Genomic DNA, 20,779 nt, shown 5'->3' with positions numbered 1-20,779 from the left:
AGTCGATTTCACCCCATACTAGCCCGGCCGGGGTGAGCGCAACTAGGTCTATTGGGTCACACCAGCTCGGAATAATCGTGCGCGCTGGCAAAAGTTGCATCAATACCAGCCACTTGAGCTTGATGCCGGTCAAAGCGCCCCGCGCAATTGCGCGTTGGCGGCGCCCAGCAGCCAGTCCGGCGAGCCCGCGAGGTCGCAAGCACGGCGCTTCAGCTCGGCACGGGCGAACAATTCCGCCAGCTTCGGCTCGTTGCCGGAGGTCAGCAGCGTCAGCCGGTTCAGCGTGCAGGCGATCGCCGCACGCCGGGCGGGCATTGTGTCGCCCTGGCAGGAGAAGCCGGAGATCTGCAAGCCTGGCTCCTCGTTGCGCTTGAGGTAGCCGAGGCAGGCCAGCGTCCCCTTGTCCGTGCCGATCGGCCGGAACAGCGCGACGGGGCCGAATTTCGTCTCGATCAGGCCGGCTTGCTCGAGCGGGGTGGCCACCCCGAGACCCATCTGGACGGCGAGGTCCGTCGCTACAGGACGGGCCACATCGAACTCGCCGCCTTCCCGATAGATTTCGAGCTCGGCCAGCGGCTGGTCCGCCGCGCTCGCCCAGCGCATCACGTCTTTGCGGCCGCCTTCGGGATGCCGAAGGATGGTGTAAGAGGCTGTTTTTTCTGATGAATCGATCCGGCTAAGGGCGAAAGCCGGGTGCGATCGGTCGGCCGTGCTCCAGCCCGGCTTGTCTGCGGGATCATCGCCGCGCAGCTCGGGCAACTGACCCAGCGCCGCGAGGGCGAGGATGGCAAACAGAGCGAGCGCCCCCACATAGGCGATCAGGCGCGCCAGCGTGCCGACCACCTCGTCGGCGAAGGCTGCCAGCGTCAGATAGAGATGGGTCCGGGTGGAGATTGCGGCCGTGCTGGCCTCAGGCGACTGCATCCACGTCCCTAAGGCATGGTCCAACGTTGTCTTGAGGCCGGTTCTCGCATAGAAGCGCTGCTCTTCCTGTTTAAGCGTCAGCTTCAGGAACGGGCTTTTTCATCGGAGAGTGAACGATGGGTTACAAAGTCGCAGTCGTCGGCGCGACCGGCAATGTCGGACGGGAAATGCTCAACATCCTCGATGAGCGCAAATTCCCCGCGGACGAGGTCGTGGCGCTGGCGTCGCGCCGCAGCATCGGCGTCGAGGTCTCCTATGGCGACCGCACCCTGAAGTGCAAGGCGCTCGAGCACTTTGATTTCTCCGATGTCGACATCTGCCTGATGTCGGCGGGCGGCGAGGTGTCGAAGGAATGGTCGCCGAAGATCGGCGCCGCCGGCGCCGTCGTGATCGACAATTCCTCGGCCTGGCGCATGGATCCGGACGTGCCGCTGATCGTGCCGGAGGTGAATGCGGCTGCGACCGAAGGCTTCAAGAAGAAGAACATCATCGCCAACCCGAACTGCTCGACCGCGCAGCTCGTGGTCGCGCTCAAGCCGCTGCACGACAAGGCGACCATCAAGCGCGTCGTGGTCTCGACCTATCAATCGGTGTCGGGCGCCGGCAAGGACGGGATGGACGAGCTGTTCTCGCAGACCAAGGCCGTCTACACCAATGACGAGCTGGTCGCGAAGAAATTCCCCAAGCGGATCGCCTTCAACGTCATCCCCCACATCGACGTCTTCATGGAGGACGGCTACACCAAGGAAGAGTGGAAGATGATGGCGGAGACCAAGAAGATTCTTGATCCCAAGATCAAGCTCTCCGCTACTTGTGTGCGCGTGCCCGTGTTCGTCGGCCACTCCGAGGCCGTCAACATCGAGTTCGAGAATCCGATCAGCGCGGACGAAGCGCGCAACATCCTGCGCACGGCGCCCGGCTGCCTCGTCATCGACAAGCAGGAGCCCGGCGGCTACGCCACGCCTTACGAAGCGGCCGGCGAGGACGCGACTTACATCAGCCGCATCCGCGAGGACGCGACGGTGGAGAACGGCCTCGTGCTGTGGTGCGTGTCCGACAACCTCCGCAAGGGCGCAGCCCTCAACGCGATCCAGATCGCGGAAGTGCTGATCAACCGCAAGCTGATCAGCGCGAAGAAGAAGGCGGCCTGACGAACTCTCTCCTGTCGTCCCGGACAAGCGCGCAACAAGCGCGCGCAGATCCGGGACCCATAACCGCAGGAAGTGGTTTGGCGCGAAGCTGGTAACTCCGGGTCTTCGCAAAATTATTGCTGCGGCGTATGGGTCCCGGATCTGCGCTTGCGCTTGTCCGGGACGACGATCTCGTTTGACGCGGCAGCTGACGAAATCTCGCCCTACGCCACGCTACGCGCGTTCTTGAATTCCTTGCTCGCCTTGTCCAGCACGAACAGCGATCCCTCCGCGACGCCGAAATAGGCGCCGTGGGTCTGCATCTGGCCGCTGTCGACCGCCTTCTGCACGAACGGGAACGTCATCAGGTTTTCCAGGCTGCGGAACACCGCGGCCTTCTCGATGCGCTCGACGAATTGCGCCATGCTCTCATGGTCACGTTGCTCGACCACTTCACCCGGCTTGATGAACATCTGCATCCATTTGCCGATGAAGTCGCCGGGCGTCAGCGGCTCGATCTTGTCGACGAAGGCGCGGATGCCGCCGCATTGCGCGTGGCCGAGCACCACGATGTGCTTCACCTTCAGCACCGTCACCGCATATTCCAGCGCGGCCGAGACGCCATGCGCGTTGCCGTCGGGCTGATACACCGGCACCAGATTGGCGATGTTGCGGACCACGAACAATTCGCCCGGGCCGACGTCGAAGATCACCTCGGGCGAGACGCGGCTGTCGCAGCAGCCGATCACCATTACTTCCGGCGACTGCCCCTTCACCGACAGGTCGCGGTAGCGGGTCTGCTCGGTCGGCAGCCGCTGGGTGGCGAAGGCCCTGTAGCCTTCCAGCAAATGCTCTGGGAATGCGGTCATGGCCTATGCCTAAACATATACCGCCGAGGCGAACAAGCCTTTCGAATAGGCAGGCCAGATGTTATCGCCTGTGGCTGTTTGCTTGAGCATGATCCTTGCCGGAAAATCGCCGCACAGTTTTCCGGATCGTGCTCTACAACCGCCTGAGGAAACCGGAAGGAACACTTGCATGACCCGCCCGCGCCGCAGCCATCTGTTCATGCCCGGCTCCAACCCCCGCGCGCTGGAAAAGGCGCGCAATCTCGCCGCCGACGGCCTGATCCTCGATCTGGAAGATTCCGTCGCTCCCGACGCCAAGGCGGTGGCGCGCGATGGAATCGCGGCGGCCATCGCGGCCAAGGGGTTCGGCAAGCGCGAGATCCTGATCCGGACCAACGGTCTCGACACGTCCTGGTGGGCCGACGATCTCGCCATGGCCGCCAAGGCCTCGCCCGACGGCATCCTGGTTCCAAAAGTTTCAAGTGTCGAAGATCTCGATACGATCGGCCTCCGTCTTACCGAGCTTGGCGCGGCGCCGACGGTGAAGGTCTGGGCCATGATCGAGACCGCGCGCGCCGTGCTGCACGCGGAGGAGCTGGCCGAGGCCGGGCGCGATCAATCGCGGCGCCTCTCCGGCTTCGTGTTCGGCCCGAACGACATCTCACGCGAAACGCGCATCAAGATGCTGCCCGGCCGCGCCGCGATGATCCCGATGATCACGCACTGCATCCTGGCGACGCGCGCCCACGGCCTCGAAATCCTCGACGGCCCCTACAGCGACATCGCCAATTCCGACGGCTTTGCCACCGAATGCGCGCAGGGCCGCGATCTCGGCTTCGACGGCAAGACGCTGATCCACCCCTCGCAGATCGACGCCTGCAACGCGATCTTCACGCCGCCCGAAGAGGAAGTCGCGCGCGCACGAAAAATCATCGCGGCGTTCGAGCTGCCGGAGAACGTCTCGCGCGGCGCGATCCGCTTGGACGGCGCGATGGTGGAGCGGCTGCACGCCGACATGGCCCGGCGCACGATCGAAATCGCGGATGCCATTGCGGCGATGAGCAAGGGCTGAAGCGTCAACTCGAAAAAGCGATATCCGCTTTTCCGCGACAAACGGCCATTTTCTGTTCGCCAAGAGCAGAGGATGGTGCGGCCAATTCCTCGCAATACATCCGATCGATGTTGCGCTGCATGAGCGCATAACAATCGCATGCGACCTTCTCGAGCCGCGCCCGATCGATCTCTACAAACCCGCGCCCGTCGGACGGGACCGCGCCGGCCTCGCGTAGCTTGCTCATCGTCAGAGTTACTGTCGTCCGTCGCACCCCAAGCAGCTGCGCAAGCGCCTCCTGCGTCACCGGAAGCCGGTCATCGGGCACGCGGTCGTGAAGCTGCAGGAGCCACCGCGCCATGCGGCCATCCACCCGGTGGAGCGCGTTGCAAGCGGCTACGTGCTGGAGCTGCAATAACACCGCGCGGGCGTGGACTTGCACGACGTTCCTGATGGCTGTGCTTTGCGCAAAGGCGGCGCGAAATTTGGCGGCGGAAATCAGCGATGCTGTGCCGGCTATGCGAGTAACCGCGGTCACGGATGAAAGCGACGGGCCGAGCACGGAGAACGAGGCCAAAGCGCCTTCCCGTCCCATCAAGGTGGTTGCGACCGTTTGCCCGTCCGGCATATCGAGCATGAAGGCGATTGCGCCGCTATGGGGAAAATAAACCGGGTCGAGCTCATCGCCCGACCGCACCAGGATGGCATCGGGTTCGAACGAGACTTTCTGGAAGTAGGGCGTGAGCAAGCCGAGATCCGCCGGCGGCAACGCCGCCAGTAGCCGATTCCCGATGCCCGCGCGGTGGACGGTCACGATGCTTTCTTGTGAACGGGCACCCAATGAACGACGGGATCGATCTACTTCATTTGCCATGATTATCCGAAATACGAATTGCCCGAAGGGAAACTATCCAAACAGAGCCATTCGTCGAGATCAAGCACGGATAATTGCGGAGACCTTGTCGGCATCCTCCTCGCGCAAACGGGATCTTGCATACATCATACTATTCGCGATCTTTTGCCGCTCGGCGAGGTGCACCACGTGCTGATCGACCAGTGATGGTTGCAGCAGCGCGCGAGTTTAACCTTGACCCGGCGCGGACCTCTGGGGAGATCTGCTATACCCCGCTATCAGCGGTGCAGCGGAAATCCTTGCGCCGATCCCAAGGTAGGGATTGATGAGTGTGCGGCGAGTGAAATCTTCTGCGCCGCTCACCGCGGCGCGACATCGGCCCGGTCGAGCGATTCCAGTGTCGAGGCGTTGGCGCAATAGCCGTCGATAGTTCTCCGCGCGGTGCCGTCGGCGAGATCGCGATCGCACTGTCCCTTGTGATTGCACGACGGGCAGACCCGCTGCCCTGTCGGGCAGCAATTGCGGCTGTGCGCGCTGACACCCCGTCGTGCGACGAGTCCTTCTTGCGTCCAACAACGTCATCTCGCGTCTCGACTCCTTCGTCCGACGGACTGTGGCAATCACCCGCATCCGTCGCGCCGCGACCTCTCGGTGCGCGCTTTGAGGTGATGTTGCGCGGAAGCACCTCGTGCGAATGCACGCGTGAATTTGATGTTTCGCGCCTGCCAGCGTTGGACGCCGCGTGAAATCAAAGCATCAGTCGACAACGCTCTCGTCTGCGTCTCGCGCCGAGATCTCGCTCAATACATTAGATGCCTTCTATTTCAGATACCTTCTATTTGGCGATGCTCGCCTGGCTGTTTATTGCACTCTTTGTCTCGTCGGCGTGATGAGACGGGGCATCAATAAGAAAAGACTCCGGGGTACTATGATTCACGATTGGAACGGCACGCGCGTATTTTGGCTCGTGTCCGTATCGATGCTGCTGACCACGACATCGTCATTCGCACAGCAATCCAACGTTCAACCGTCGACCGGATCCGGACAGTCGCTTCCTCCGGTTGCCGTATCTGCGCCGGAGCGCCGCGCTGTTCCCGTCCGGAGACAGCATTCGTCCAATGCAATGCGCGCAAGGCGCCAGGCCGCTGGGCGTCAGAGCGCGCCGGCAGCAAGCGCACCTGCGACGGTCGGCGCGCAGCGTGCCGCATTGCCGGTGCCGTATGTCGGCGGACAAGTCGCGCGAGGTGGCCAGCTCGGCCTGCTCGGCAACAAAGACTACATGGATACGCCATACAGTCTCGCCAGCTATACGGAGAAGACCATCCGTGACCAGCAGGCGACCAGCGTCGCCGAGGTTCTGACCAATTCCGATCCGTCGGTCCGCGCGGCAATCGGCAGCAGCAACCGCTATGACGCACTGACCATTCGCGGCTTCCGGGTCGAGAACAGCGAGATCGCGTTGAACGGGCTGTACGGTCTGGTGCCGGCCTATCGTGTCAACCCGGCGCCGATCGAGCGTATCGAATTGCTCAAGGGCCCGGGCGCGTTCCTCAACGGCATGGCCCCGCAGGGAAGCATCGGCGGTAGCGTCAATGTCGTGACCAAACGTGCTTACGAAGATCTGACGCGCCTGACCGTCGGCTACATGTCGAATGCCCGCTTTGGCACGGAGGTCGACGTGGCGCGCCGCTACGGTGATCAGAAGGAATGGGGCGTCCGGTTCAATGGCGGGTTCAATGGTGGAGACACCACGATCGACCGCCAATCGGTGCGTCACGGTGTCGGTTCGCTCGGTGTCGACTACCGCGGCGAGCGCTTTCGGTGGTCGGCCGATGTCATCTATCAGGACGACTGGATGAAAGCTGCGGCGCGCGGCTATACGCCGGTCAAGGGCATCGCGGTGCCCAATGCGCCGGATCCTCGCATCAATCTCGCCCAGCCCTTCGACTATGCCCGCACAAAGAGCCTCACGGGCCTGACGCGCGCTGAATACGACCTGTCCAACAACGTCACCATGTTCGGCGCCATCGGCGCCAACCAATTCGGTTATGACAAGCGGGAGGCGCCGGGAGCGACGATCCTCACGACCTCGGGCGACGCACTTTCAACGTCGCGCTTCCAGACCGGCAAGTCCGAGGCCGTGTCTGGCGAAGCCGGTGTTCGGGCGCGGTTCGATACAGGCCCGGTCGGGCATGAAGTCGTGGTCAGCGGCAGTGTCCTGAACCGAACCGACTGGCTCGGTCAGACCAATTACGGGAACTATCTCACCAACATCTACACACCCACGCTGCTGGCGGGCCCCGGCACACCGGTGTCGTCCCTCGCCGAGGGCAAGTCCGACTTTCTCGGCCTGCGAAGCGTCGGCGTTGCCGATACGCTCTCGATGATGAACGGGATGCTTCAGGTGACCGTCGGCGCCAGACAGCAGCAGGTCATTGCGAACGGCTTTGATCCCGCGAGCGGTCTGGAGACCGCCCACTATGACCAGAGCGCGACGTCGCCCTCCGTGGCCCTGCTGGTGCGACCGATCAAGGAAGTGTCCTTTTACGCCAGCTACATCGAAGGTCTTTCGCCCGGTCCCACGCCGCCGGCCGGCGCAGCCAACACCAACGCGGTGTTCGCTCCCTTCAAGACCAGGCAATACGAGGTCGGCACCAAGCTCGATCTCGGTCGCTTCGGCGCGAGCCTGGCGGCGTTCCAGATCAGCCTGCCGAGCGGCGTCGTCGATCCCGCCACCAAGATCTACAGCCTCGACGGCGAACAGAGAAACCGCGGCGTCGAGCTCAACACCTTCGGCGAAGTGGCGCCGGGGATCCGGGTTCTGGGCGGCGTGACTTATCTCGATGCACGGCTCACGAAGACCGAAGGGCACCTCCATGACGGAAATCATGCGGTCGGTGCTCCGGGCTGGCAGAGCAATCTTGGCATCGAGTGGGATGCGCCCTTCCTGCCTGGACTGACGGCGACGGCTCGCACGATCTACACCAGCCGGGCCTATGTCAGCACCGACAACATCCAGAGCGTCCCCGCGTGGATGACCTTCGACCTCGGGGCACGCTATGCTACCAGCCTGGCTGGGCGGCCGACCACGTTCCGCGGGTCCGTCACCAATCTGTTCGACAATCGCTACTGGATCGGCAATCCGACCGGCTATGTGATCAGCGGCATGCCGCGGACGCTGTGGCTATCGATGTCGGTTGACTTCTGACGCGGAATGAGCCGGCGTTGCGCCGCCTCACCGCGGCGCGACATCGGCGCGGTCGAGCGATTCCAGCGTCGCGGCATTGCCGCAGTAGCCGTGATAATTCTCCGCGGCGGTGCCCTCTGCGAGATCGCGGTCGCATTGTCCCTTGTTGTTACAGAGCGAGCAGACCCGCTCCATGTCGCGGAGCAGCAGCGGCTGCGCGCGGCCGAGGCCTTCGGCGCTGATGCCGAGCTGCTGCAGCATCATTGGCAGCTCGTCGGCAGAATGCTTGCCGTGGCGGACCAGTTCCTCGAGATCGTCAGGCGCGATCCTCAAGTCGCTCGCGATCCGGTCGAAATCGGCGCGATCGAGCTGCCGCATCTCGTTCAGCTCGCGGCGGTGCTTCAGCCAGCTCGCAAAGGAGTCGATGAGGTCCTGGACGATGGGATATGGCCTGCTTGCGGTGCTCATGGAAAGCTCCCTTCGGACAGCGGAATTGGAGCGAATTAAGCACAATGATGCAGGGGCGCGTTGCGCTGGATCAAACTCGATCGAGCGAGATTGATCGCGTGTCCCGGACGCGGTGCGGCGCGAAGTGCCGCTCCGCAGAGCCGGGACCCATCTCGCCACGTTACTGGGCCCCGGCTCAGCAGCGCATCACCAAGAGGTGCTGCGCAGTGTCCGGGGCACGAGAGCTAAGCAAACCGCTCCGCCGCCCAGGCATACAGGCTGCCGGGAATCGGCTTTTCGCCGCCGCGGCCCTTGGGCGAGATGTGCAGGCCGATAATCTCGGGGCTGGTGACGAGGCCGAGATAGCTCGAGGGATCGAAGAACAGTTTTGGTTCCGCATGCACGGCGTAGAACGACTGCTTCGGGAGCGCGCAAGCGAGCTCACCGGTGCGGCGCGCGAGCGCGGTGAGTGCCGCGGGGCCGAAGATCGCGACGCGGATATCGGAGAGGCGGTTCGAGCTGCCGCGCAGGCGGCGCATCATGAAGGTGATGCGATGGCGGACCGACAGCCAGTTCGGCGTCAGCTCCTCCTGCTCCATCAGCTCCTCGAAGGCGGCGACGATGCCGTGCCGGGGCGGCAGGTAGATCACGGAATTGCCGAGCTGGCGCGGCCGCTCCCAGGCGAAGTAAGGCTTTGCCGGATCGATCTCGACGGGCTTCAAGAGCAGCACATCGGCATCGAGCCAGAGGCCGAGATCCTTCGCCATCAGCTTCATGCGGAAGAAATCGCTGAACTGCAGCGTGGTCCAGTCGCGCCAGCTTCCATCCGGTTGCGGTGGCCGCAAGCGTTCCGAGAACGCGTGCGGCAGGATCGCTTCGGCGTCTGCGTTTGCGACGCCGGCGGGCAGGCCGGGAATGGTGTCGAAACTATAGACCGTGACCTTGTGGCCGGCCGCCAGCTGCGAGCGCAGACAGGTCTGGCGCAGCGCATCCATCGGGCCATGCCAGAAGGTGACGATGTCGGGCAGCATGCGGCGAGCTATACGGGATAAGCGAGGCAAAGAAAAAGCCCCGGCGCAGTCGGCACCGGGGCTGAATGAAGACGCAAGCTCAGGCCCAGGCGCGTTCGCGCTTGAGCTTGTCCTCATAGGTGTCGATCGAGGCCTTCTTCTCCATCGTGAGGCCGATGTCGTCGAGGCCGTTGATCAGGCAGTGCTTGCGGAACGGGTCGATCTCGAACTTGACCTTGCCGCCGTCGGGGCCGCGGATCTCCTGGTTCGGCAGGTCGATCGTCAGCGTCGCATTGGCGCCGCGCTCGGCATCGTCGAACAGCTTGTCGAGGTCTTCCTGGCTGACGCGGATCGGCAGAATGCCGTTCTTGAAGCAGTTGTTGTAGAAGATGTCGCCGAACGAGGTCGAGATCACGCAGCGGATGCCGAAGTCGAGCAGCGCCCAGGGCGCGTGCTCGCGGCTCGAGCCGCAGCCGAAATTGTCGCCGGCGACCAGCACCTTCGCATTTCGATAGGCGGGCTGATTGAGGACGAAATCCGGATTCTCGCTGCCGTCGTCCTTGTAGCGCTGCTCGGAGAAGAGCCCCTTGCCAAGGCCGGTGCGCTTGATGGTCTTGAGGTACTGCTTCGGAATGATCATGTCGGTGTCGACATTGATGATCTTCAGCGGCGCCGCGACGCCTTCCAGCGTGGTGAACTTGTCCATGGTTGCGCTTTCCCGGATGGGCCTAGGGGAACAGGTATTTATCGCGATCGGGGCCGGAATCCTAGGCCGAATTCGGCAGGTCTACTCTGCCTGAGCCTCAATCGCCGCCATATCGTCGTCCGACAGGCCAAAATGGTGGCCGATCTCGTGGATCAGGACGTGGCGGACGATATGGCCGAGGCTCTCGTCGTGCTCGGCCCAGTAATCAAGGATCGGCCGGCGGTAGAGCCAGACCATGTTGGGCAGCCGCGCCACGTCGCCAAGGCTCTGCTGCGGCAGGCCGACGCCCTGGAACAGGCCGAGCAGGTCGAACTCGCTCTCGCATTCCATTTCGTCCAGGACCTCCTCGGTCGGGAAGTCGTCGACGCGGAGGATCACGCCCTCGCACAGCCTACGAAATTCCGCCGGCAGGCGCTCGAAGATGTCGTGTGCCGTCGCTTCCATCTCGGCCAGCGAAGGCGCTTTCAATTCCGTCCACATGAGGCTCTCTTAGCGCGGGTTTCCCGCTGATGCATCCCGCTTTATAAAGCGCGGCGAGGTTGACGGGCGCCGCCAAAACGGGGAGCGTGGGCCTCGAATGGGACGTTTCAGGTGGGCGGAAAAATGCGAGCGAAAACAGCGCTGACGCTACTGTGCATGGGGTTGTTTTCGCCGTTTTGCGTTGGCGCCGAGGCGCAGACCGCCGGCTCCGAGATTCGCCTCGCCCAGGCAGCCCCGCCTGATGCCCCGCCGCCGCGCAAGCGGCCGCCGCGCTTGCGCGTCACGCCCTATTACAGTCCTGACGGCGTCTATCCGCGCTACAATCCCGGTCCCGACGCGGTCCGCGAATGCAACGCGACCTATGTGCAGGAATACCGGCCGAGCGGCACGGTGATCGTGCCGCGGATGAGCTGCTACTGGCGCCGCGGCTGATGCCGGTTCGACGCTCGCGCGCAGCGCGGGAGCCTCAAGGGGTCGTCATGGCGAGATGGTTTGCATTGGCCGTTGTCGTCGCGCTTGCCGCGGGCCTGCCTCGCGCGTCCGCGGCGCCGAGGGTGGCGGAGGCCTCGGCCGGGATCGCCGTCTTCGACGTGCGACGACACGCACGAACCCATGGCATTGCGCGGCCCATCGTGCGCCATGATCCCCGCTATTACGCGCGGCCGGTCCACTACCGTCCTTATCCCTACCGCGTGCCCGCGCCGTTCGTGTTCGGCTACGGGCCGTTCTGGTGACGTCCTAGCCGGCGGGCGCAAATCCCTTGACCAGTAATACGGTCGCCTGCGCGCCGGCCTTGCGGTCGCGCGAAATCTCCTCGTAGTCGGGTGAGTTCGAGAAGGCGAGGAAGGCGGCCTCGTCCGGAAACGACATCATGACCAGCTTGTCGTGCGGCCACGCCCCTTCGAGCACGCGCGGTCTCTCATCGGCAGCGAGCAGCCGCCCATTGTACTTCTTGAACACATCGAAGAACCGCGCCTGATAGCGATCGTAGGCCGCGCGGTCGGTCATCTTCAATTGCGCAATCGCGTAGACGGTCATCTCAAGACTTCCTTCCCTTAGCGGCAGAGCGCCGCAGCGCGGCGCCCGCCTCGTTCATTCATGGCGCGTTCACATCGCTGTCCGCAATTTAACCCCGGGAGCGACTGCAATTGAACAGGGATGACGCGGGCCGGGAACGAGCATCGCCACTCCGCTGTCCAGATTCAAGGAGAAGTCCATGCTGAGGAGTTTGGGTCTCCGGGCAGGCCCGATGCGCCTGCTCGGGATTGCAGCTGCGGCGACGCTGATGCTGTCGGCCGGAACCGCGCGTCGTGCTGAAGCGCTGACCTTGATCAATCCGGCGACGTCACCCGCGACGAAGGCCGCGGCCGACGACCTCGTCACGAAGGTTCGCCACGGCGGCGGTGGACATGGCGGTGGCGGGCATTTTCACGGTGGTGGAGGCTTCCGCGGTGGCGGAGGACATATCGGCGGTTTCCGCGGCGGTGGATTCCATGGCGGCCATATCGGCCGCTTCCGCGCCGCGCCGGCCTTCCATGGCGGCGGCTATCGCTATGGCGGTGTTCACCGCTACGGCGGATTTCATCGCTACGGGATCTATCGGCCTCACTACGGCCATCGCCACTTCCACCGGCGCTATTATGTCGGCGGCTATTATCCCTACTACCATTATCCGCGCCGCTGCCGGGTCATCTGGACCTATTACGGCCCGCGCCGCATCTGCCGCTGGCATCGCTGGCACCATCCGTATCGGTACTATTGGTAGGCACGATCGACGTGAAAAGGGCGCCTCAGCGGCGCCCTTTGCTCGTCCGGCGGCTAAAGCCAATCCTTCAGCTTCCACGACGAAGCTTTCCACCGCATCAGGGTCTCGACCTTCCACTGCTTGAACATCGCGGGCGGCCAGCGGCTGAGCTTCGAGATCTCCTCGATCTCGGGCTTGGCGACGATGTGCAGGCGCGGCGCGCGCCGGCGGTGCTGGCGCGTGGCCTCGCCGATCAGGTCGACATATTCAGGCTTGTTGGCCATGGCGCGCGTCCTCGCGAAAACCTCGCGAGGACGAGAGTGTCAGGCGATCGTTTAACGGCGGTTTGCCGCGATCGCTACAATTGCAGGGACCGGCTTAGCGCCAGTCCCTGACGTCGACGAAATGACCCGCGATCGCCGCCGCTGCCGCCATCGCCGGCGACACCAGATGGGTGCGGCCCTTGAAGCCCTGGCGGCCCTCGAAATTGCGGTTCGAGGTCGAGGCGCAGCGCTCTTCCGGGGCCAGCTTGTCCGGGTTCATCGCGAGGCACATCGAGCAACCGGGCTCGCGCCATTCGAAGCCGGCCTTGATGAAGATCTTATCCAGACCTTCGGCTTCGGCCTGCTCCTTCACGAGGCCGGAGCCCGGCACGACCATGGCGTTGACATGCGCTGAGACGGTCTTGCCTTCGGCAATCTTCGCCGCCGCGCGCAAGTCCTCGATGCGGCCATTGGTGCAGGAGCCGATGAAGATGCGGTCGACCTTGATGTCGGTGATCTTGGTGCCCGCGGTGAGGCCCATGTACTTCAGCGCGCGGTGCTTGGAGAGGCGCTTGGCCTCGTCCGCGATCTTGTCAGGGTCGGGCACGATGCCGGTCACGGAGATGACGTCCTCAGGGCTGGTGCCCCAGGTCACGATCGGCGGCAGCTTGGCGGCATCGAGGCGCAGCTCGTTGTCGAAATGCGCGCCCTCGTCGGAGCGCAACTTCTCCCAGTAGCGCATCGCGGCATCCCAGTCCGCGCCCTTCGGCGCCTTCGGGCGGCCACGCAGGAAGTCGAACGCCTTCTGGTCGGGCGCGACCAGGCCGGCGCGCGCGCCGCCTTCGATCGACATGTTGCAGACCGTCATGCGGCCTTCCATGCTGAGCGCGCTGATGGCGTCGCCGGCGTATTCCAGTACGTAGCCGGTGCCGCCCGCGGTGCCGATCTCGCCGATGATGGCGAGGATGATGTCCTTGCCCGTCACGCCATCGGGCAGTTTGCCATCGACGGTGACGCGCATGTTCTTGGCCTTTTTCTGGATCAGCGTCTGCGTCGCCAGCACGTGCTCGACCTCGCTCGTGCCGATGCCGTGCGCGAGCGCGCCGAACGCGCCATGCGTCGAGGTGTGGCTGTCACCGCAGACGATGGTGGTGCCGGGCAGGGTAAAGCCCTGCTCGGGACCGATGACGTGGACGACACCCTGGCGCTTGTCGAACTCGTTGTAATATTCGATGCCGAATTCCTTGGCGTTCTCGGCCAGCGCCTTGATCTGCTCGATGCTTTCAGGATCGGGATTCGGCTTGGTGCGATCGGTGGTCGGCACGTTGTGGTCGACGACGGCGAGCGTCTTCTCGGGCGCATGAACCTTGCGCCCCGTCGCGCGCAGGCCTTCGAACGCCTGCGGCGAGGTCACCTCGTGCACCAGATGGCGATCGATATAAAGCAGGCAGGTGCCGTCCTCGGCTTCGTGCACCAGATGGTCGTTCCAGATCTTGTCGTACAATGTGGTCGGCTTGGACATGAGCGTCAGCTCCGAAAGAATGTTGTGTCAGCGGAAAGGCGCGCGCGGCGCGCGGGCAACAAAATCGTCAGCGCAGCTTTTAGGCTGCGCGCGTAAGCTCTGACGTTGCCGAGGTCGCGAAGCGTCCGAAGAACCGGCCAGGCAACCGCGAGCGATCGTCGATGACGATGCGCTTGACGGGGGCGAGGCTGGCCGGATCTGGAAACATTCCAAGAATATATAGCAGGCCGAATTGGAAGCGCGAGTGGTTTGACGCGCACGGCTGACGCAACAAAAAAGCGCGGAGCCGAGCCCCGCGCTTTCGAAAACTTGCCTGATGGGGCGGAGCTTACTCGCCGACCGCGGTCTGGCGGTCCTGCTTCTCGACGATGCGGGCCGACTTGCCGCGAAGGCTGCGGAGGTAATAGAGCTTGGCGCGACGCACCTTGCCGCGGCGCACCACCTTGATCGAGTCGATCATCGGCGACATCACCGGGAACACGCGCTCCACGCCCTCGCCGTAGGAGATCTTGCGGACGGTGAAGCTCTCGTTGAGCCCACCGCCGGAACGGCCGATGCAGACGCCTTCATAGGCCTGCACGCGGGTGCGGTCGCCTTCGACGACCTTCACGTTGACGATCACGGTGTCGCCGGGACCGAATTCCGGGATGTCCTTGCCAGCGGACAGCTTGTCGAATTGCTCTTGCTCGAGCTGCTTGATCAGGTTCATGGGTAAATCTCCATCGGCGCGCCCAGCCGCAGATCGGGGGCTGCGCGAAATTCGTCTATCCAGCTATTGCGGATGTGGCCGCTCCTATAAGGCAAGCCGGAGCGTTTGTCACCCGTCTGTCTTGTTTTTTGGCGTTTTTTGGCGTCCCGCCCGATTCGGGGCCTTGGGGGGGATCTGGGCCCATAAATCCGGCCGCCGGGCCGCCGTGAGGGCCTCCGATTGCGCCCGTCGCCAGCTGGCAACCTTGGCGTGGTCGCCCGAGGTCAGGATATCAGGGATCGGAGCGCCCTCGAACAGCTGCGGCCGGGTGTATTGGGGGTATTCGAGCAGGCCGTCGGAGAAGCTCTCCTCGGTTCCTGAGGCCTCCTTGCCCATCACGCCCGGCAGCAGCCGCACGCAGGCGTCGATCAGGGCCAAAGCGGCGATTTCGCCCCCGGACAGCACGTAATCCCCGATCGAGACCTCTTCCAGGCCCCGCCCGTCGATCACCCGCTGGTCGATCCCCTCGAAGCGCCCGCAGACGATCAGGGGGCCGGGGCCCTGGGCGAGCTCTGTGACGCGGGCCTGGGTCAATGGCCGACCCCTCGGGCTCATCAGCAGCCGCGGCCGCTCGGGGGCGATCTCGGCGGCATCGATGGCCGCCGCCAGAACATCCGCCCGCAGCACCATGCCCGGCCCGCCGCCGGCCGGGGTGTCGTCAACGCTGCGGTGGCGGTCGGTGGCGGACGCCCGGATGTCCCGCGCCTCGATCTCCCACAGCCCGGAGGCCAGCGCCCGGCCGGCCAGGCTCACGCCGAGCGGCCCCGGAAACATCTCCGGAAACAGCGTCAGCACCGTCGCGCGCCAGGGTGAGGGGGTTGTCATCGGATCTCAATTCTCGTCGTTCCGGACAAGCGCAGCGCAGATCCGGGACCCATAACCACCGCAGCCAGTTTTGCGATGGCTGGAGCCATCAGCTTAGCCAAAAACCACGGCCTGTGGTTATGGGTCCCCGCGTTCGCGGGGACGACTCGTGGAGGGATCATTGTCATCGCCCTCGATCTCCTGCGGCAGCGCGATCACGACGCGGCCGCCTTTGAGATCGACCTCCGGCACCACTGCGTTCGTGAACGGCAACAGCATCGTCGTGCCCTTGGGTGGAGCGATTTCGATGATGTCGCCGGCGCCGAAATTGTGGATCGCGAGCACGCGGCCGAGCGCGTCGCCGTCGGTGGTGACGGCGGCGAGCCCGATCAGGTCGGTGTGGTAATATTCGTCCTCATCCGTCGCGGGCAGTTTTTCGCGCGCGACGTAGAGCTCGATGCCGTTGAGGCGCTCGGCCTCATCGCGGGTCGTGACGCCCTTGAACGTCGCGACCAGATGATCTTTTGCCTCGCGCGCCGTTGCGACCTCGAACTGGCGCTTGCCGTCCTTGGACAGCAGCGGGCCATAGCGCCTGACGGCAAAGGGATCCTCGGTGAAGGTCCACAATTTGACCGCACCGCGCACACCATGCGCGGCGCCGATCCGCGCGACGCAGACCAGCGCCGACATGACCTAGCCTTAGCCCTTCGCGGCGGCTTCGGCCTGCGCCTTGCGCTCCTTGCGCGGCACGGCCTTCTCGGGGTTGTTGCGCGCTTCGCGCTTCTTGACGCCGGCAGCGTCGAGGAAACGCGCCACGCGGTCGGACGGCTGCGCGCCCTTGGCGAGCCAGGCCTTCACCTTGTCCATGTCGAGCTTCAGACGAGTCTCGTTGTCCTTCGGCAGCAGCGGGTTGAAATAGCCGAGACGCTCGATGAAGCGGCCATCGCGGGGGAAGCGCGAGTCGGCGACGACGACGTGATAGACGGGACGCTTCTTGGTGCCTGCGCGGGCGAGGCGGATAACGACGGACATTCAGTTCTCCTTCAAAGTACAGTTTGTTCGGTTGATTGGTATTTTCGCGCCGCGCGAGACCGTGCGATCCCTCGTGACGAATTCCTCATTTCTTCTTGCCGGGAAAACCGCCGAGGCCCGGCAGCATCGGCTTGCCGCTGAGGCCCGTGAGCCCTGGCACATTCGGCAGGCCCTGACGCAAGCCGGCAGGCAGATCCTTCGGCAAATTGGGCAGACCCTGTCCGCCGCCGCTCTGCATCTTCTCCTGCAGCGCCTTCATCTCTTCCGGCGAGGGCGGCTTCATGCCGCCGCCAAAGCCCATGGCCTGCGCGATGCCGGCGAGCGGGCCGCGCTTGCCCGAGCCCATCGCCTTCATCACGTCAGCCATGTTCCGGTGCATCTTGAGCAGCTTGTTGACCTGCTCGACGCTCTGGCCGGACCCTGCAGCGATACGCTTCTTGCGGCTGGCCTTGAGCAAATCGGGATGACGGCGCTCGTCGCGCGTCATGGAATCGATCACCGCGACCTGGCGCTTCAGGATCTTGTCGTCGATGCCGGCGGCCGCAATCTGGTTCTTCATCTTGGCGATGCCGGGCATCATGCCCATCAGCCCGCTGATGCCGCCCATATTGGCCATCTGCAGCAGCTGCTCGCGCATGTCGTTGAGGTCGAACTGACCCTTGCGCATGCGTTCGGCGGTGCGCGCGGCCTTTTCGGCGTCGATGTTGGCGGCAGCGCGCTCGACCAGCGACACCACGTCGCCCATGCCAAGGATGCGGCCGGCAATACGATCGGGGTGGAAATCTTCCAGCGCGTCGGTCTTTTCACCGGTGCCGATCAGCTTGATCGGCTTGCCGGTGACCGCGCGCATCGACAGCGCAGCACCGCCGCGGCCGTCGCCGTCGACGCGGGTCAGCACGATGCCGGTGAGGCCGACGCGCTGATCGAACGCGCGCGCGAGGTTCACGGCGTCCTGACCGGTGAGGCTGTCGGCGACCAGCAGCACTTCATGCGGATTGGCCGCAGCTTTGATCGCGGCGGCTTCCGCCATCATATCTTCGTCGAGCGTGGTGCGGCCGGCGGTGTCGAGCAGCACGATGTCGTAGCCGCCGAGCTTACCGGCTTCCAGCGCGCGCTTGGCGATCTGCGGCGGCTGCTGTCCCGCCACGATCGGCAGGGTCGGAATGTCGAGGTCGCGGCCGAGCACGGCCAGCTGCTCCATCGCCGCCGGGCGATAGACGTCGAGCGAGGCCATCAGCACCTTGCGCTTGTCACGCTGGACCAGACGGCGGGCGAGCTTTGCAGTGGTGGTGGTTTTACCGGAGCCTTGCAGACCGACCATCATGATCGGCACCGGCGGCACGGAGTTGACGTCGATGGTCTGGCTTTCGGCCCCGAGCGTGTTGATCAGCTCGTCATGGACGATCTTGACAACCATCTGGCCGGGGGTGACCGACTTGACGACGGTCGCGCCGATCGCCTGCTCGCGCACGCGCTCGGTGAAGCTGCGAACCACCTCGAGCGCGACGTCGGCCTCCAGCAGCGCGCGGCGCACCTCGCGCATCGCGGCATCGACGTCCTTTTCGGTCAGCGCACCGCGCCCCGTCAGACGATCGAGAATTCCGCCAAGCCGTTCCGACAGATTGTCGAACAATGCCGTTGTCCTCTTTTACCTCTCCCCGCTCGCGGGGAGAGGTCGGATCGCCCTTGCGATCCGGGTGAGGGGGTACGGGACCGTCTACGCGCACCATGCGCGGAGAGAGCCCCTCACCCCGACCCTCTCCCCGCAAGAGCGGGGCGAGGGAGAAGAAAGTCCAAACACCTTTACGCCCGAGGGCGCACAGCGCTGTCGGGCGTTGACCTCCGGCCTCGAGGACCAGTCGGCGGGTCGAAAAGAAAGCCTTTCCGAGAAAGTGGCGGGGTTAAACGCCGCTCACGCCCAAAAGTCAAGGAAAGTTAGGGCGCCGGAATGTCTCTGCCAAGGTAACGTCTTGAAAATACGTCGCTTTCGACTGCAGGTTCCTTTTCCTTTTGCCTGCCCATATAGAAGGTGATGACTTACCTCCGCCACCAGTCCTGAAGCCCGCCGTGCCGATCACCTGCCGCCGCCTGTTCGGACTGCTTGCCGGGGCAGGCGCCCTGGTCGGTGTCCCGTCCCTTTGGATGTCCCGCATGAAAACCTACGACGGTCCCGCCTCCGACCATTTCGACGGTCTGAACTTCTTCGATCCGGACGGCGCGCCGCCGAAATCGCTTCGGGAGGTGCTGCGTTGGCAGCTCGGCGGCAAGCGGCAGCGCGCCACCTGGCCCGACTGGGCGCCCAGCCCCCATGCCGACACGCCGCCGGCGCGGGTCGACGGCGACAAGGTGCGGCTCTCCTTCGTCGGGCATGCCAGCTGGCTGATCCAGACCGGCGGCCTCAACATTCTGGTCGACCCCGTCTGGTCGGCGCGGGTCTCGCCGGTCGCCTGGGCCGGGCCGAAGCGGCACAACGATCCCGGCATCGCCTTCGAGAAGCTGCCGAAGATCGACGTCGTGCTGGTCTCGCACGGCCATTACGATCATCTCGACATCGCGACGCTGTCGCGGCTCACCAAGAATTTTGCCCCGCGCGTGGTGACCCCGCTCGGCAACGACGTGACGATGCGCAGCTGGGATTCCACGATCAAGGTTGAAGCCTTCGACTGGCATGACCGCGTCGAGCTCGGCGGCGGCATCGCCGTGCACTTGGTGCCGACCCGGCACTGGACGGCGCGCGGCATGTTCGATCGCAACAAGGCGCTGTGGGCGAGTTTCGTGCTGGAGACGCCGGCCGGAAAAATCTACGTCGTCTGCGATTCCGGCTATGGCGATGGCCGGCATTTCCGCCGTGTCGCCGAGAAGCATGGGAAGCTGCGACTGGCGATTCTCCCCATCGGCGCCTACGAGCCGCGCTGGTTCATGCGCGACCAGCACATGAATCCGGAGGACGCGGTGAAGGCGCTACGCGATTGCGGCGCCGAGGCCGCGCTCGGGCATCATCACGGCACGTTCCAGCTCACGGATGAGGCGATCGACGCGCCGGCCAAGGCGCTGCTCGAAGCCCTGGATGCTGCGAAGCTTCCGCAGGAGCTGTTCGTGGCGATGCAGCCGGGGCAGGTGGTGGAGATTTAGGTCTCGCTGTCGTCCCGGACAAGCGAAGCGGAGCGTAGATCCGGGACCCATACCCACAAGAGTGGTTTGGCGAAGACTCGGAGTGGGAGAGTTGCCTCACACTCCTCCCTGTGGTTATGGGTCCCCGCCTTCGCGGGGACGACCACCGTTGTTTGGGCGGGCAGCGTGCCTCTTGCGGCCTACTGCCCCGCTTTGATCGCCCAGCTCACATTCACCGTCACCGACAGCGTTTCCTCGCCGGGCGCAACTGCGGCTTGCGGTGCTGCCATCGGCGCTGTTGCCATCCGCGACTTGAACAGCGGCACCGGGGCGCCGCCCTCGGACACGCTGAGCGGAGCGCCCAGCGTGACGCCGGTGGCCTTGGCGTAGATCTCGGCCTTGCGGCGCGCGTCCACGACCGCCTGCTCGCGCGCGTCGTCGAGCAGCTTCGAGGCCTGCGTCACCTCGAAGGAGATGTTGCCGATGTCGTTGGCGCCGGCGCCGACCAGCGTGTCGATGATGGTGGCGACCTTGGTCACGTCGCGAATTTTTACGGTGACACGGTTGCTGGCGCGGAAGCCGACCACCGGGGATGCGCCGGTGGATTTGTTCTGGCCGTATTGCGGCTGCAGCGACAGCCGCGAGGTCTGGTAATCCTTCTCGGCGATGCCGGCGCCCTTCAAAGCCAGCAGCACCTTGCCCATCGCGGCGTTGTTGGCATCGGATGCTTCCTTCGCTGTCTTGGCGTCGTTGGCGACGCCGGCGTCGATCTGCGCGAGATCGGGCGCCGCAGAAATGTTGGCTTCGCCGCTCACCGTAATGGCGGATGGAAAATCATCGGCAAGCGCGGGCGTTGTCAGCAGCGTGGCGGCGAAAACGGCGGCAAGGGACGTAGCAAGTACGGCAGTCTTTTTCATCG

The 20,779-nt window shown here is 64.4% G+C and carries 23 protein-coding genes; 7 read left to right on the top strand and 16 right to left on the bottom strand.

The genetic code is table 11. The annotated features are described in order from the left end of the window. Positions 1 to 129: 129 nt before the first annotated feature. Positions 130 to 924 (bottom strand): hypothetical protein, encoded by a 795-nt coding sequence (locus tag GDN70_RS02410; protein WP_028139262.1) that lies wholly within the window; start codon positions 922 to 924, stop codon positions 130 to 132. A 116-nt stretch (positions 925 to 1,040) separates the two neighbouring features. On the opposite strand from GDN70_RS02410, the gene GDN70_RS02405 reads away from it, so the two are divergent. Beyond that, complete coding sequence (locus GDN70_RS02405; RefSeq protein WP_028139261.1) at positions 1,041 to 2,075, top strand: aspartate-semialdehyde dehydrogenase; 1,035 nt, start codon at positions 1,041 to 1,043, stop codon at positions 2,073 to 2,075. 203 nt (positions 2,076 to 2,278) lie between these two features. Here GDN70_RS02405 and GDN70_RS02400 read toward each other — a convergent pair whose 3' ends face one another. Next, positions 2,279 to 2,923, bottom strand: coding sequence for a carbonic anhydrase (locus GDN70_RS02400; protein WP_028139260.1), 645 nt, complete (start codon positions 2,921 to 2,923; stop codon positions 2,279 to 2,281). Between the two features lie 169 nt (positions 2,924 to 3,092). Between GDN70_RS02400 and GDN70_RS02395 the strand changes: the two genes are divergently transcribed. Continuing rightward, the gene (locus GDN70_RS02395; protein WP_038972642.1) at positions 3,093 to 3,974 is read left to right on the top strand and encodes a CoA ester lyase; all 882 of its coding nucleotides are present in this window, start codon (positions 3,093 to 3,095) and stop codon (positions 3,972 to 3,974) included. Between the two features lie 4 nt (positions 3,975 to 3,978). Here GDN70_RS02395 and GDN70_RS02390 read toward each other — a convergent pair whose 3' ends face one another. Then, entirely contained in the window at positions 3,979 to 4,827 is an 849-nt protein-coding gene (locus tag GDN70_RS02390; RefSeq protein WP_240536465.1) for a Crp/Fnr family transcriptional regulator, read from the bottom strand. A gap of 1,102 nt (positions 4,828 to 5,929) precedes the next feature. On the opposite strand from GDN70_RS02390, the gene GDN70_RS02385 reads away from it, so the two are divergent. Continuing rightward, entirely contained in the window at positions 5,930 to 8,014 is a 2,085-nt protein-coding gene (locus GDN70_RS02385; protein ID WP_197742270.1) for a TonB-dependent siderophore receptor, read from the top strand. 27 nt (positions 8,015 to 8,041) lie between these two features. On the opposite strand, the gene GDN70_RS02380 is transcribed toward GDN70_RS02385, so the two are convergent. The 4 genes from GDN70_RS02380 to GDN70_RS02365 form a co-directional block, all read right to left on the bottom strand. Then, the gene (locus GDN70_RS02380) at positions 8,042 to 8,461 is read right to left on the bottom strand and encodes a hypothetical protein (protein ID WP_028139258.1); all 420 of its coding nucleotides are present in this window, start codon (positions 8,459 to 8,461) and stop codon (positions 8,042 to 8,044) included. 224 nt (positions 8,462 to 8,685) lie between these two features. After that, a complete protein-coding gene (locus GDN70_RS02375; RefSeq protein WP_028139257.1) occupies positions 8,686 to 9,471 on the bottom strand; it encodes a hypothetical protein in 786 nt (261 codons plus the stop codon). A 79-nt stretch (positions 9,472 to 9,550) separates the two neighbouring features. Then, entirely contained in the window at positions 9,551 to 10,156 is a 606-nt protein-coding gene (gene leuD / locus GDN70_RS02370) for a 3-isopropylmalate dehydratase small subunit (protein ID WP_008539074.1), read from the bottom strand. An 81-nt stretch (positions 10,157 to 10,237) separates the two neighbouring features. Next, a complete protein-coding gene (locus GDN70_RS02365; protein ID WP_028139256.1) occupies positions 10,238 to 10,636 on the bottom strand; it encodes a metallopeptidase family protein in 399 nt (132 codons plus the stop codon). Positions 10,637 to 10,792: 156 nt separating this feature from the next. Between GDN70_RS02365 and GDN70_RS02360 the strand changes: the two genes are divergently transcribed. Both GDN70_RS02360 and GDN70_RS02355 read left to right on the top strand, forming a co-directional pair. Beyond that, entirely contained in the window at positions 10,793 to 11,068 is a 276-nt protein-coding gene (locus GDN70_RS02360) for a hypothetical protein (RefSeq protein WP_028139255.1), read from the top strand. Between the two features lie 47 nt (positions 11,069 to 11,115). Further along, complete coding sequence (locus tag GDN70_RS02355) at positions 11,116 to 11,370, top strand: hypothetical protein (RefSeq protein ID WP_038972637.1); 255 nt, start codon at positions 11,116 to 11,118, stop codon at positions 11,368 to 11,370. A gap of 4 nt (positions 11,371 to 11,374) precedes the next feature. On the opposite strand, the gene GDN70_RS02350 is transcribed toward GDN70_RS02355, so the two are convergent. Further along, the gene (locus GDN70_RS02350; RefSeq protein WP_018318908.1) at positions 11,375 to 11,674 is read right to left on the bottom strand and encodes a DUF1330 domain-containing protein; all 300 of its coding nucleotides are present in this window, start codon (positions 11,672 to 11,674) and stop codon (positions 11,375 to 11,377) included. A 178-nt stretch (positions 11,675 to 11,852) separates the two neighbouring features. On the opposite strand from GDN70_RS02350, the gene GDN70_RS02345 reads away from it, so the two are divergent. Next, the gene (locus GDN70_RS02345; protein WP_028139252.1) at positions 11,853 to 12,401 is read left to right on the top strand and encodes a hypothetical protein; all 549 of its coding nucleotides are present in this window, start codon (positions 11,853 to 11,855) and stop codon (positions 12,399 to 12,401) included. Positions 12,402 to 12,454: 53 nt separating this feature from the next. On the opposite strand, the gene GDN70_RS02340 is transcribed toward GDN70_RS02345, so the two are convergent. The 7 genes from GDN70_RS02340 to ffh all read right to left on the bottom strand — a co-directional run bounded on the left by GDN70_RS02340 (position 12,455) and on the right by ffh (position 18,382). Next, entirely contained in the window at positions 12,455 to 12,664 is a 210-nt protein-coding gene (locus GDN70_RS02340) for a hypothetical protein (RefSeq protein ID WP_028139251.1), read from the bottom strand. 94 nt (positions 12,665 to 12,758) lie between these two features. Next, on the bottom strand, positions 12,759 to 14,165 hold the full coding sequence (gene leuC, locus GDN70_RS02335) for a 3-isopropylmalate dehydratase large subunit (protein ID WP_028139250.1): 1,407 nt from the start codon (positions 14,163 to 14,165) through the stop codon (positions 12,759 to 12,761). 328 nt (positions 14,166 to 14,493) lie between these two features. Further along, positions 14,494 to 14,874, bottom strand: a complete 381-nt coding sequence (gene rplS, locus GDN70_RS02330; RefSeq protein ID WP_028139249.1) for a 50S ribosomal protein L19 — start codon at positions 14,872 to 14,874, stop codon at positions 14,494 to 14,496. Between the two features lie 108 nt (positions 14,875 to 14,982). Next, positions 14,983 to 15,738 (bottom strand): tRNA (guanosine(37)-N1)-methyltransferase TrmD, encoded by a 756-nt coding sequence (gene trmD / locus GDN70_RS02325; RefSeq protein ID WP_038972634.1) that lies wholly within the window; start codon positions 15,736 to 15,738, stop codon positions 14,983 to 14,985. Positions 15,739 to 15,855: 117 nt separating this feature from the next. Next, positions 15,856 to 16,407, bottom strand: coding sequence for a ribosome maturation factor RimM (gene rimM / locus GDN70_RS02320; RefSeq protein ID WP_038972633.1), 552 nt, complete (start codon positions 16,405 to 16,407; stop codon positions 15,856 to 15,858). 9 nt (positions 16,408 to 16,416) lie between these two features. Then, positions 16,417 to 16,749 carry a 30S ribosomal protein S16 gene (gene rpsP / locus GDN70_RS02315; RefSeq protein ID WP_008133080.1) on the bottom strand — a complete coding sequence of 111 codons (333 nt, stop codon included), beginning with the start codon at positions 16,747 to 16,749 and terminating at the stop codon, positions 16,417 to 16,419. Positions 16,750 to 16,834: 85 nt separating this feature from the next. Then, a complete protein-coding gene (gene ffh / locus GDN70_RS02310) occupies positions 16,835 to 18,382 on the bottom strand; it encodes a signal recognition particle protein (protein ID WP_152102107.1) in 1,548 nt (515 codons plus the stop codon). 434 nt (positions 18,383 to 18,816) lie between these two features. On the opposite strand from ffh, the gene GDN70_RS02305 reads away from it, so the two are divergent. Then, positions 18,817 to 19,881: an MBL fold metallo-hydrolase gene (locus GDN70_RS02305; RefSeq protein WP_173015737.1), complete on the top strand. Its 1,065-nt coding sequence runs from the start codon at positions 18,817 to 18,819 to the stop codon at positions 19,879 to 19,881. 179 nt (positions 19,882 to 20,060) lie between these two features. Here the strand turns inward: GDN70_RS02305 and GDN70_RS02300 are convergent, their stop codons facing one another. Continuing rightward, positions 20,061 to 20,777, bottom strand: a complete 717-nt coding sequence (locus tag GDN70_RS02300; protein ID WP_038949846.1) for an SIMPL domain-containing protein — start codon at positions 20,775 to 20,777, stop codon at positions 20,061 to 20,063. Between the last annotated feature and the right edge of the window lie 2 nt (positions 20,778 to 20,779).

This window comes from Bradyrhizobium sp. TM102 (assembly GCF_009176685.1).
GTDB classification, from domain to species: domain Bacteria; phylum Pseudomonadota; class Alphaproteobacteria; order Rhizobiales; family Xanthobacteraceae; genus Bradyrhizobium; species Bradyrhizobium ottawaense.
This window is presented reverse-complemented; position numbering and strand designations above follow the sequence as displayed.

Excerpts from the sequence above, each read along its gene's own strand:
- leuC (WP_028139250.1), bottom strand. The coding sequence starts at position 14,165 with ATGTCCAAGCCGACCACATTGTACGACAAGATCTGGAACGACCATCTG.
- GDN70_RS02360 (WP_028139255.1), top strand. The coding sequence starts at position 10,793 with ATGGGGTTGTTTTCGCCGTTTTGCGTTGGCGCCGAGGCGCAGACCGCC.
- GDN70_RS02400 (WP_028139260.1), bottom strand. The coding sequence starts at position 2,923 with ATGACCGCATTCCCAGAGCATTTGCTGGAAGGCTACAGGGCCTTCGCC.
- rpsP (WP_008133080.1), bottom strand. The coding sequence starts at position 16,749 with ATGTCCGTCGTTATCCGCCTCGCCCGCGCAGGCACCAAGAAGCGTCCC.
- GDN70_RS02365 (WP_028139256.1), bottom strand. The coding sequence starts at position 10,636 with ATGTGGACGGAATTGAAAGCGCCTTCGCTGGCCGAGATGGAAGCGACG.
- GDN70_RS02395 (WP_038972642.1), top strand. The coding sequence starts at position 3,093 with ATGACCCGCCCGCGCCGCAGCCATCTGTTCATGCCCGGCTCCAACCCC.
- GDN70_RS02355 (WP_038972637.1), top strand. The coding sequence starts at position 11,116 with ATGGCGAGATGGTTTGCATTGGCCGTTGTCGTCGCGCTTGCCGCGGGC.
- GDN70_RS02300 (WP_038949846.1), bottom strand. The coding sequence starts at position 20,777 with ATGAAAAAGACTGCCGTACTTGCTACGTCCCTTGCCGCCGTTTTCGCC.
- GDN70_RS02410 (WP_028139262.1), bottom strand. The coding sequence starts at position 924 with ATGCAGTCGCCTGAGGCCAGCACGGCCGCAATCTCCACCCGGACCCAT.
- GDN70_RS02385 (WP_197742270.1), top strand. The coding sequence starts at position 5,930 with ATGCGCGCAAGGCGCCAGGCCGCTGGGCGTCAGAGCGCGCCGGCAGCA.
- GDN70_RS02375 (WP_028139257.1), bottom strand. The coding sequence starts at position 9,471 with ATGCTGCCCGACATCGTCACCTTCTGGCATGGCCCGATGGATGCGCTG.
- GDN70_RS02345 (WP_028139252.1), top strand. The coding sequence starts at position 11,853 with ATGCTGAGGAGTTTGGGTCTCCGGGCAGGCCCGATGCGCCTGCTCGGG.
- trmD (WP_038972634.1), bottom strand. The coding sequence starts at position 15,738 with ATGACAACCCCCTCACCCTGGCGCGCGACGGTGCTGACGCTGTTTCCG.
- GDN70_RS02340 (WP_028139251.1), bottom strand. The coding sequence starts at position 12,664 with ATGGCCAACAAGCCTGAATATGTCGACCTGATCGGCGAGGCCACGCGC.
- rplS (WP_028139249.1), bottom strand. The coding sequence starts at position 14,874 with ATGAACCTGATCAAGCAGCTCGAGCAAGAGCAATTCGACAAGCTGTCC.
- GDN70_RS02380 (WP_028139258.1), bottom strand. The coding sequence starts at position 8,461 with ATGAGCACCGCAAGCAGGCCATATCCCATCGTCCAGGACCTCATCGAC.
- leuD (WP_008539074.1), bottom strand. The coding sequence starts at position 10,156 with ATGGACAAGTTCACCACGCTGGAAGGCGTCGCGGCGCCGCTGAAGATC.
- rimM (WP_038972633.1), bottom strand. The coding sequence starts at position 16,407 with ATGTCGGCGCTGGTCTGCGTCGCGCGGATCGGCGCCGCGCATGGTGTG.
- GDN70_RS02390 (WP_240536465.1), bottom strand. The coding sequence starts at position 4,827 with ATGGCAAATGAAGTAGATCGATCCCGTCGTTCATTGGGTGCCCGTTCA.
- GDN70_RS02405 (WP_028139261.1), top strand. The coding sequence starts at position 1,041 with ATGGGTTACAAAGTCGCAGTCGTCGGCGCGACCGGCAATGTCGGACGG.
- GDN70_RS02350 (WP_018318908.1), bottom strand. The coding sequence starts at position 11,674 with ATGACCGTCTACGCGATTGCGCAATTGAAGATGACCGACCGCGCGGCC.